This window comes from Paraburkholderia mimosarum LMG 23256 = NBRC 106338 (genome assembly GCF_000739815.1).
Classification (GTDB): domain Bacteria; phylum Pseudomonadota; class Gammaproteobacteria; order Burkholderiales; family Burkholderiaceae; genus Paraburkholderia; species Paraburkholderia mimosarum.
Genome location: NZ_BBJJ01000127.1, coordinates 1 through 10,304 on the forward strand (window position 1 = coordinate 1; position 10,304 = coordinate 10,304).

Sequence of the window (10,304 nt, forward strand, 5' to 3'; positions counted from 1 at the left end):
GAGCTCTCGTCCATTCGCCAGCTTTTCCCAACCGGACGCTTGTGCTTGCGGAACCTCCTTTCGAAGAGCGGCATCAGTTTGATGACCCAGCGGTACACCGTCGAATGATCCACCGCGATACCACGCTCGTCCATCATTTCCGCAAGATTGCGCAAACTCAGCGAATAGGCCACGTACCAACGCATGCACAACAAAATCACTTCAAGCGGGTAGTGAAGGCACTTCAGGTCCTTGGCCAAGCCCGGCGCGAGTGTGGTTCGCGGTGTCCTCGTCTTCGTCATCGCACAGCTCAAAAATTCGCTACCCAATTTCAACGTGGGCTTTACTGCAACAGAACCGTCTGAACTGGGGGAGCACCCACCGGTCGCCTGTGTTCTCGGATGTGACTTCGGAGAGAAACCTGGGGATGCCGGATTTGATGTAAAAGCGTATGAGGGATGGTTATCGGTCTGTCTACTACATTGTTTCAAAGAGTCCCGGACGGCAGAAGATCCTTGCGGAGATTCAAGTAAGAACGACCTTCGAGGAGGACTGGGCTGAAATCGATTACCCCGTTCGAGCCCGTGCACCTCGGCATCCGGCGGGAGCAGGCTTGAACCGCTCCAGCTGCGCGACAGCGCACTCGAAATCCCGCAGGCCCCGGCAGCGGTCAGCTCGAGGGTGCGGTAGCGGCAGCCCACCGACCGCCCCAGCGCCTGGCGATGCGGGCAATTCCCCACAAGTTGCGCGTAATATAGCGCGCAGTCAGGTACTCGACATGGCCGAGCGAACATCGATTGCGGTTCACGAACAGATGATCTTCGTGGCCGTGAGAGGCCTTCGAAAATGTGATCGAGAAAAAGCCCAGAGACTCGAACCGCCGTTCAACACGTGCAACGTCTTCGCGCGAAATGAGTCCGCAGAAGTCGTGAAACTCGATCGCGATCTGCCCGACGCGCCGAAAGAACACATCCGGTAACGAATCGAGCAGGGCGATTTCCGCGCCTTCGATGTCAATCTTCAGAAGATCGATGTGTCCGATCCCGTGGCGCTGTGCAAGTGCGTCGAGCCGCATCGTGCGCACGACGATCTCGCGATCGCTCTGCGAAGTCCGTACGAACGACGAGGCTTCGGAGTTATTGGCCACGTAAAAGCGCATCTCGCCTTCACGATCGGCAATCGCCAGATTGATCGGTACCACTCCCTCATAATTCTTAAGACCCGCAAAGCATTCCGGATTGGGTTCGATCGCGAAGCACAAGCAACCGAACTTGCGCGCCATCTGACTCGAAAAAGCACCCATATTTGCACCGAGGTCGACGACGACACTGTTTTCTCTCAAGAATCGCCCGAAGAAGGTATGTCCACTGACACGATCCATACTCGCTCCTGAAGTCGAATAAAAAGATGGATTGCCACGCAGTCCGCCGCAATCGCGACTGCCAATGGCAGCCGTTTGGCGTCAGACGAATCTTTTCACGCCGCGCGCGCCCGGCAGAAATCCGAATCTGGTGTTCTGTCCTGTCCTATAAGAACCTATATTAGAAAGTTGGTGTCCCATGATCGAATTGACCGACGTGGTAGCCATGGGAGATTCGGCATTACAGTGGAAGTATCGGACCAGCGAAAGAGAACAGCTGGTTGTAAGTGTTCACGAAAGATTTACTTGGAATTTCGGACCATATCCGTTGAGCAGAATTTCCAGCTCCACATCGATAGTTTCTTTCGTCCACGTTGCGAACCGCCGCCAGTGATGCTTGAAGTGCTTCCACACGATCTCGATGAGATTGAGCTCGGGGCTATACGGCGGCTAAAACAGGAATACTTTATGTTCGATGAGCCATCGGTCTCTTGTGGCCTGATCGATACGACGAAAGAGCGCCTGATGCTTCAGTTCCTCATCGCTAAATCGGACCAGCGCCTCGATGCGGATTCGCGCCTGTACAAGAAGAGCAAGCAGAGTCCGGCAATCCTCTGTTACCAGGGGCACATCCTGATGGAGAACCGCTCGGGGCTGGTGGTCGGCGCCGTTGTCAGCCATGCAGATGGCTTCGCCGAGCGGGCCAATGCGTTGCGATTGATCCAGCGTCCAGCGGCCGGCAAGCATGTCAAATGGCGTGCGGCGAAACGGGCTGAAAGCGGCCGCATCCGATACACGCCGCCAGAAGCGCTCAAGTGACTTTCGTGCTCCCGTCGGCCCGCCGTGCTCGAAACCACTCACCAGCACGGCGGCCTTCATCGCGCCGGCCGACGTGCCCGACACGCCTTCGATCTGCAATCGCGCTTCTTCGAGCAGCCTGTCGAGCACCCCCCACGTGAACGCCCCGTGAGAGCCTCCGCCCTGCAACGCGAGATCGACAAGCCGAGGATTATGGTTGCCTGGTGCGGAATGCGTAACGGACAGATCGGTCATGGCATTTTCAGGTCGACTGGACACAAGGAAGAGCACGTAATCTGACTAGATCGCAACGGCATTGCCAGCTGATCTAAAGTAATGCTAATTGACTTCGCTGTCAGCCTTATAATTGACTGACATTGACTCAGGTCAACGAATTTCAAGGGCGGTTGGCTTGACGCGGCGGCCGCCGACATCATTAGCTTCAACGATAATTTCCATTGGCATTGCCTCATTCGATATTAGGTCTGCTTCCGTCGCCATCCACCCTGCTGGTTGGCATGCAGGTCAGCGCCGTCCTACCCATGAGAGTTGGATTTGCCTTCGCGAACAAATAACCAACCTATCTTGCATATTCCCTGCACCCTTTGTCTGAAAAATGTATGAGACAAACCCGAATCTGTTGTGTCATCACCATGCGTGGCAACCTGAAAATGGGCTTCAATCTCTTCGGGTCAGATTCCCCGCCGCTTGCGGCGTATGCTGCGGTGAATGAGCGAATACATTCACAAGAGCCACAACGTCACGGTGTTGCTGTATCACGTGGTGCTGCCGGCGAAGTATCGACGAGCGGTCTTTGATGACCGCGTTGACGGAGTTCTGAAGGAAATCTGTCTGGAGATAGCTCGGCGCTATCAGATGAAATTTTTGGAGATAGGGACGGACAAGGACCACGTTCATTTCCTGGTCCAGTCGGTCCCGACATATAGCGTTACGAGGATCGTGACGATTCTCAAGGGCATCACGGCCCGGGAAATATTCCGCCGATGCCCGCATGTGAAGAAGACGTTGTGGGGCGGTGAGTTCTGGACCGATGGGTACTTCGCGAGCACGGTAGGTAAGCATGGCGACGAAGAGATGATTGGTCGGTATGTCAAGAATCAGGGCAAGGAATACAACAAGCTGCACTCAGACCATCAAATCGCGCTGTTTTAGGGCGATGGTTTTAGATACCCCGCCCCTTGGGGCGGGGAGCCTCATTGGCACGTACCACGCTATCGATCACGCCACATATGCTCATCGATATCTCGCTGAGTTCGACGCTGCAGCTTAACCTTCACCCGATCGCCATTCAGCGATTGAAATGGGCGCACCGGATCTACATCCGGATTCCTAATCGTTACCGATGACTTTCGCCGTATTCGCGTGAGGCTGTCGAATTCCGGCGCTAATGCCGAAAATAGCACGCACTGAAGATCCGCAGCGTTGGTAACTTCATTGATGGAGATTTGTTTCTGGACGTAACTCCATGCGGCGCAGCTCCATTGCGTGATCCCCTCGCGTCAGGAAGCAAGGGCGCGTGGCAACCTCACGGCGTGGCGATGCGAAATAAATTGACGCCCGTGATCCGGCGCTTGCTGACGCTGTAGACAATCGTCAAGCGCCGACGGCGCATGACCGTCGCCGACCAGCAGGGGCAATTCTGTATGAGTGTTCTCCGTGCCTGCCACACCTCTCTCTCAGGGCGTCCAGCGATAAACAGTGACGCTGTTGCCCTTGACGTTGTTCTTCGTGACCACGTACTCGCCCGTTGATCGAAGGTATGCCCTGATGCCGTACATCGAATCCATAGCGCTGCTGGCGTCTACGGTGCCAGGACTGGTGTTGACCAGCGTGACGTCGAGGTTGCCGGTAGCGAGACTGAAGGCATCGATGTCTGGCCGCTGTGGTCCGCTAATGCCGCTGAACCAGTAGCTGACAAAGAGATAACCGCCGGCCGCGTCCATCGCCTTGGCGTCTCCGTGGGGGAGGTTGATCACCGGATCGGGTGTGGTGGTGTTGCCCGCGCTCCAGCCGTGGTACACCTCGATGCGCGTGCCAATCGATGTCCAGTCTGCACTCCCGACGATGCCCTGCGCGAGAATCATGGTGTCGCTGTCTGCGAGGTAGATGATGCGCGCGAGCGGCTGGATGCTCGCGGGAATTTGGATGGGGATGCCCGGGCTCCATGCAGGCTTGCCGCTGCCATCGAAGCCGGTGAGCGGGTATTGGTAGATATCGCCGGTCCTGTCCAGCCCTGCCCACACGCCGCCTCTGCTGTCGATGCAAAATCCGTGTGTGACCCGCAGGTTCGTATTGAACGCGGGGCCCGGAATCGATGCGTCCGGAATAGCAATGTAGCCGTTCGCCGCGTTGAAATGGAAAAAGTAGAACGTCGAGGGGTTCTGTCCGGACGCCACGAGAATCCGGTTAGCGCCAACGGTAACGAGTTGTCCGAAATGCTCGTCGCGCGAAATATCGTTCATATTGATGCGCGGATCCGACGGATAGGCGAAAGGATCGACAGTATTCGCGACGAAGGTACCTCCAGCGCGACCGGTGTAGAGGTTGGTGCCGCCATAAAACAGGGAACCATCCGTGGCCGGGTCGGGAGCGGCAACGCCCTCGAAGTTGAGGGACTCCAACGTCCACTGGAGGTTGCCCGCCCGACCATACGAGTGAATGTCGGTGCCGCCGTCACGGCCGAGGTCCCAGCTGCCGCCCCACGGGTTATTGAGCACGTAGAGGTTGCCGGCCGCGTCCTTGCCGATGCCGGCGATGCGGGTGAAGCGCTTCGCGCCAACCTGGCCTTTGATTCCCGTCGTGGTGTCGAGATAACCGCCCGGAATGCCGAGTGTACCGGCCAGCGTCGGCGTGCGCGAGAGCGCATAGCGCTTGATGTTCATGTCGGGACCTTCGTCTCCGACCATGAGTTGTCTCGATGACGCATCGAGATAAAGCGCCGATGGGTGCGACCCGCCGGGCATGCGAATGGTATTCAGCAACTGGCCGGTTGGGCTAAACCCGACGATTGTGCCCTCACTCTTCTGTGCGACCCAGACGTTGCCTGCTCCATCCAGCGCGAGCGCGCCCGGGCCCGTGACGTTGATGTCCCGCTGCCAGACGCCGTCGGTGGTGAAGACCCGGACGCGATTGCCATAGAAGTCACTCGCATAGAGCAGCGCGCCCGCTGTGGCGAGTCCGGTGACGACGTCGATGCGGGGCTGGCTGGTCGACGCAGCAATCTGGATGAGGCGATCGCGCGTCTTGCTGGTGCGGTTGTACCGCCCCACCGCGCCGCTTCCGTACGACCTGCTGTCCTGGAGCGCCACGAAAATTGACGTCGCGTTGCCCGTGATCGCGCTACCCTGAAACTCGCCGTGCGCGCCGATCGAGCCAAGGCTTTTGCCGTTCTGGTAGATAGCGACGCCGCCCTCGCTCTCGTCCCACATGGAGGCCGTATAGATGACGCCTTCGGGCGCGACCCACATCGAACGTGCGGTGTTGCCGACGTGACCGGCCAGGGTGCCATAGGTGTTCGCAAGCCAGTCGGTGGCGTTCCGGGCGTGACAGGACGGCGCAATCGTAGCGATCGCCGCGGCGACGAGTGCTGCACGGATGCGTTTTTTCCCGGGCATGACTGAACCTCTCCTGAATATGGTGAAAGTTCATGCGTCTGATGGCTTCTATCAACAATGTGCGAAGACGCCAGTACATAACCCCGAGGCCAGAGCGGGTGAGGCTCAGTCCCGGGCCGACACCATATTACGCGTGCAACCCGTGGCGCTTCGCATGGCACCGAAGCAATTGATATTTGCGCTTTTCGCGACGGAAATTCCGACTGGCTCCCACCCCTGTCTGCGACGCATGCTATAAGACATCGCTCGTCACGCAGGAGGCGTGCTATGGCTTCAATCAGGATAGACGATTTAACCGGCGAGCCCGATGTTGGCCGCAACCGGGAAGGGCTGAGACTCTACGCTCCCGCCGGTGGCGGCTTTGTCACGTTAGAGAGGAGAGAAGGCAATGCTGGCAGGGGCGATCAGTCGCTCAAAAAGCGATAGACGGATTTTGGGTGAGTTCGGGGAAGCGATGCCACGCAGCAGATCGCAAGGCGAGTTGTTGGCGATAGCGTGAAGCCCGTAGCCGATGTCGCTTGAGGGCAAAGTGCTGTCGGATCGGGCCGAAGTTCGACAGGAAAGCTTGAGTGCGCTCGGGCAGGCGGAAGCCCCGCATACGCCGTTCGCGTTCCCGGGTTGGCTGATGACTATTCTCGGCGCGGTTGTTGACGCGGGCACTGGCTTTGACGAAGACGTGTTTGATGTTTGCCAGTTCGGGAATTTCGGCCTTCGCGGCCGGATAGCTGCGCAATTGATCGGTGACAATCCTTCGTGGCGCGTCGGCACAGGCGGTCAGCACGCGGTTGAAGAAGCGCTTTGCTGCGGCCTTGTCGCGATGTTTCTGCAGCAGGATGTCGAGTTCGGCGCCGTGCTGGTCGACTGCCCGCCAGAGCAGATAAGGCTCACCGCGCAACGTAACGAAGACTTCGTCCAGATGCCATGTGCGCCCAGGCTTGCGGCGAGCAGCTTTGACGCTATGTGCGAAGCCCGCGCCGAATTTGTCGCACCAGCGGCGGATCGTCTCGTAACTGACAACGACACCGCGCTCGAACAGCAGTTCTTCAATGTCACGCAGGCTAAGCTGGAACCGGAAATACCACCGAACCGCGAGACTAATGATTGCCGCCGGGAACCGGTGGCCGTGATAAAGCGATTTTCTTTTGTTCATCGTGACATCTTACGTGACTACCTCGCCAACGTGACAGTGCCGTCGACAACAGTGCCACCGGGCGCGTCAGCCTGACGCGGTTGTACCGCAGGCTGCCTTCCCTGGCCCAGTGCAAACTCGGGATGGTCCCAGACGACGATTTGGAGCACATCGCCGCGCCCGATTCGGTAACCGGAGGGTCCCGCGCCTAAAAGTTGTTTAGCGACGGTCCTTTCCAGGTCCGTACGGGCCGTTTGCTGTGCTTCTATGAGTCCTGCGTCAATTTCCTGTATGGCGACAGGTGGCGGGGCCACATTCTGGTGAGTAGACTGAGTCGCGGCACTGGGCATCTGCAATCTAGGCACGGTCGTGCAGCCCGTCACCACCAGAACTGCGGCAACAGACGGAAGCATCTTTTTGTACTGTATTCCACACCTCTTCGCACCACGAAGTAGATTTTGGATAATCACTTAATCCTCTTGCTGTTGGCTCCACCTACAAAGGTAACAAAACTGCCTACTTAGTAGGCTTGTCGTCCAATAAAGCCTTTGATGACCGTCAGTATGACAATACGGATGTCCAACATGAACGACCAGTTTCGGATGTAGTAGAGATCGTGTTCGACACGTTTCTGCATCTTATCCACGCGATCGGTTTCTCCGCGAAAGCCGTTAATCTGCGCCCAGCCAGTAATGCCGGGTTTGATGCGATACCGGTGGATATACCCATCTACCAACTTGCGGTAGACTTCATCATGTTCAATCGCATGCGGTCGTGGCCCAACGACTGACATCTCGCCTCGCAAAACGTTGATGAACTGGGGAAGCTCGTCCAAGCTTGTTCGCCTGAGGAAAGCACCCACCTGCGTGATTCGCGGGTCGCGCCGTGTTGCCTGCGTGACAACGCCGGCTTTCTCATCGTGTTGACGCATCGTCCGAAATTTGTAGATACGGAAGACGCGACCGTCCGCACCTTTCCGATCCTGCCGGAAGAATACGGGCCCCTTAGAAGAAATTTTTACAGCGACAGCGATTGCAAGGAAAACCGGTAGCAGCGTGACGAGCGCGACAAATGCGAAAAGCCGGTCAAATTCTTCTTTCGGTGCGAGCGAACGGGCTGAGACCGGCGAAGCAATCAAGTTGATGGCAGGTGCTCCGATGAGATCGATAACGCCACCTTCGAAGAGCGCAACGCTTTGTACATCTGGGATAAAGCGCACGTTAACTAGTTCATATTGGAATTCATCTACAACGCGCTGGATCGTGCGCTCTTCTGAGAGAGGGAGCGCAAGCCATATTTCTTGCACACCTTCGCGTCGGACATGCTTAATGAATTCGGAGAATGAGGTGTATGTCAGGGCCCGCAGACCGAGATCCTTTCCGACGTCGCGAACATTCAGAACAACCGCCACGCGGAAGCCGGTATCAGGCGTTGCGCCAATCTTTGCAACAACGTCGCAGCAATGCTGCCCGCCCCCAACTATCGCGACGTTCCTCAGGTTAAGCCCGGCATGCCGGACTTTGCCGAGAATGCTGTACGCGACGACTCTTACGAGAACCAGCGCGCCGGCAGATATCGCCGTCCAGTAGGCGAACCAAAGGCGAGATATAAGGTCGGCACGATGCAGCGAAAAGATCACCAACAGCCCGCATGCCTGCACTGCCAGCCACGCCAGAAAGACCTGCCTGAACAGACGCCAGACCGGACGACCCCGCCACGACTCATACAAGCCGAAAGCAGGAAAGAGCATAAGTGCGATAGCAAGTGCCAGCATCACGTGAGGGCCATCAGGTCGGCCTTGCACGTACTCGCCGAAGCGGATGTTTGTCGCCAGCAGTGCGCCTGAAACCACGCAGAAGCCGTCTAACGACCGAGGCCCAAGTCCTTGTACGCTATGCATTACAGCCCACTCAGAAAGATCCACGCTTCAGTCAACGAGAATAACCCACGACACGGAACACTACACTGTCAATTGGTAGCTTTCGATCCATCGTACGCTCTCGCATACGCCGCCACGCTGTCCGTTTTCGTCGCGCGGCTCCGCGTGCCCGCATCCATGCATTCATGGCATCCAGCGGCTCCCGATCGGGTGTATGCGCGTAGGTAGCGTGAAGATACATCCACAACCTGTGCTTCGAAACTGAACGGGCCAGCTCCCTCGATGTCCTGGCCGTTGAAGTCCAGCTCGGTCATGTCAGCCGCGCACAGGACTACCGGTAACTCGCCCATGTGCGCTGCGGTGCGTTCCCAGTGCGGCTGCATCATGTTGCGCCCGTCAATGTGTTCATTGCCCAGAAAGCGGTATGCCGCAATGGCTCCCGGCCCAGCCCTCACAGGCACCCGGAATACTCGCCGTGGGACGCGCGGCAAACCGCCTCAGCAATTCCTTCGGTCAGCCAATCTGTTCAAGGCGCCATGGGGAATTCCGGTTTTGGTTACGGGTTGACATAACGCATTGAGTGCGTCGGAAAAATCTCCCCGCACTGCTTCGCCCGCTTCGCCATCGCAAGCGAGAGTCATCGATGCCATTGATCACCCGGGTCGATGAGATGGTTTCACCACTCTTGATTCGGGCAATATGATGCCCCGACAATTTGGCTCGATCTAGAAAGTTCATTTCGGTTTCCAGTCGTTTTGACACTTAAAGTTGTTCATCGCAGAATACCGCCGGATATAGTGCCTTACAATTATCCGTCTCAAAATATCGTGCATTGCACGAACGCGTTACTGAGGAAGCATCAGCGGTGCGGGCGGCAGCGTCCCGTGGTTCAAAATCGCAAGTCTCATACCAATTCGCTCGTCTCCGGCCAGCAAAACTAGTCGAAGATGGGCGTTAACGCGTCTCGCCGCTCTGTAATCCCGGAAATGCGAGCTCCGCCAATACCGCAGGAGGCGTGAGGAACTGCTCTGCTGCAGTGTGGGCAATTGCAAGGGTGAGGCAACGCTTACGTAGGCATCAACAGACAAACCAGACAATTCCGCCAATTTGTGTCCCTGGAGTTGACCCTGTAATCCCGGACACAGAGAGGTGGCCTCGCTCGTTCGGACAGGATTTCGATACTTGTAAGGCAGTATGACTTTCCGTGAGGTAGGGGCTGGCCTCCGTGGTGGAAATCGCCGGGTGTGGCCCTGTCCACACCGTGCGGCTCTGGCAGTCATGCTAGCCCGCGTTTGGTTCCTTCGCGGCAGGCCAGCCGCTCTGCCCACGGGAAATGGAATGAACGCCTCCCACCTACCGTCAAAGCTACAAAGCATGGTGGATTCTTGCGACGGTAACCGATCATCAATCGGAGGATGTTATGAAACTCACGCCGGTGGGAGTGGACATTGCCAAAAACATCTTTCAGGTGCACTGGATCGACCCGGATTCCGGTGAAATCGTCAGCAAACGTATCAAGCGGGC

Annotated in this window: 5 protein-coding genes and 5 pseudogenes; 3 read left to right on the plus strand and 7 right to left on the minus strand. The window is 57.2% G+C overall.

The features are described 5' to 3' along the window. From BMI01S_RS34690 to BMI01S_RS44300, 3 genes and pseudogenes are all read right to left on the minus strand, one after another. Positions 1-281: pseudogene (locus BMI01S_RS34690) on the minus strand (IS6 family transposase); the annotation flags it as partial. A gap of 368 nt (positions 282-649) precedes the next feature. Beyond that, positions 650-1,360: an FkbM family methyltransferase gene (locus BMI01S_RS42695; RefSeq protein ID WP_081723597.1), complete on the minus strand. Its 711-nt coding sequence runs from the start codon at positions 1,358-1,360 to the stop codon at positions 650-652. A gap of 270 nt (positions 1,361-1,630) precedes the next feature. Then, a pseudogene (locus BMI01S_RS44300) lies at positions 1,631-1,777 on the minus strand (hypothetical protein); the annotation flags it as partial. Positions 1,778-1,903: 126 nt separating this feature from the next. Between BMI01S_RS44300 and BMI01S_RS41500 the strand changes: the two are divergent. Next, positions 1,904-2,110 (plus strand): annotated as a pseudogene (locus tag BMI01S_RS41500) (IS5/IS1182 family transposase); the annotation flags it as partial. Here BMI01S_RS41500 and BMI01S_RS39955 read toward each other — a convergent pair. After that, positions 2,054-2,392: pseudogene (locus tag BMI01S_RS39955) on the minus strand (patatin-like phospholipase family protein); the annotation flags it as partial. The pseudogenes BMI01S_RS41500 and BMI01S_RS39955 sit on opposite strands and share 57 nt — an antisense overlap. A gap of 474 nt (positions 2,393-2,866) precedes the next feature. On the opposite strand from BMI01S_RS39955, the gene tnpA reads away from it, so the two are divergent. Next, complete coding sequence (tnpA, locus tag BMI01S_RS34705; protein ID WP_042292404.1) at positions 2,867-3,310, plus strand: IS200/IS605 family transposase; 444 nt, start codon at positions 2,867-2,869, stop codon at positions 3,308-3,310. 524 nt (positions 3,311-3,834) lie between these two features. Here the strand turns inward: tnpA and BMI01S_RS34710 are convergent. The 3 genes from BMI01S_RS34710 to BMI01S_RS34725 all read right to left on the minus strand — a co-directional run bounded on the left by BMI01S_RS34710 (position 3,835) and on the right by BMI01S_RS34725 (position 8,801). Next, on the minus strand, positions 3,835-5,772 hold the full coding sequence (locus tag BMI01S_RS34710; protein ID WP_028232886.1) for an SMP-30/gluconolactonase/LRE family protein: 1,938 nt from the start codon (positions 5,770-5,772) through the stop codon (positions 3,835-3,837). Positions 5,773-6,184: 412 nt separating this feature from the next. Further along, positions 6,185-6,922 carry an IS6 family transposase gene (locus tag BMI01S_RS34715; RefSeq protein WP_028232887.1) on the minus strand — a complete coding sequence of 246 codons (738 nt, stop codon included), beginning with the start codon at positions 6,920-6,922 and terminating at the stop codon, positions 6,185-6,187. A 499-nt stretch (positions 6,923-7,421) separates the two neighbouring features. Further along, positions 7,422-8,801, minus strand: coding sequence for an undecaprenyl-phosphate glucose phosphotransferase (locus tag BMI01S_RS34725; RefSeq protein WP_028232889.1), 1,380 nt, complete (start codon positions 8,799-8,801; stop codon positions 7,422-7,424). A gap of 1,399 nt (positions 8,802-10,200) precedes the next feature. Between BMI01S_RS34725 and BMI01S_RS41505 the strand changes: the two are divergent. Continuing rightward, positions 10,201-10,304 (plus strand): annotated as a pseudogene (locus tag BMI01S_RS41505) (IS110 family transposase); the annotation flags it as partial.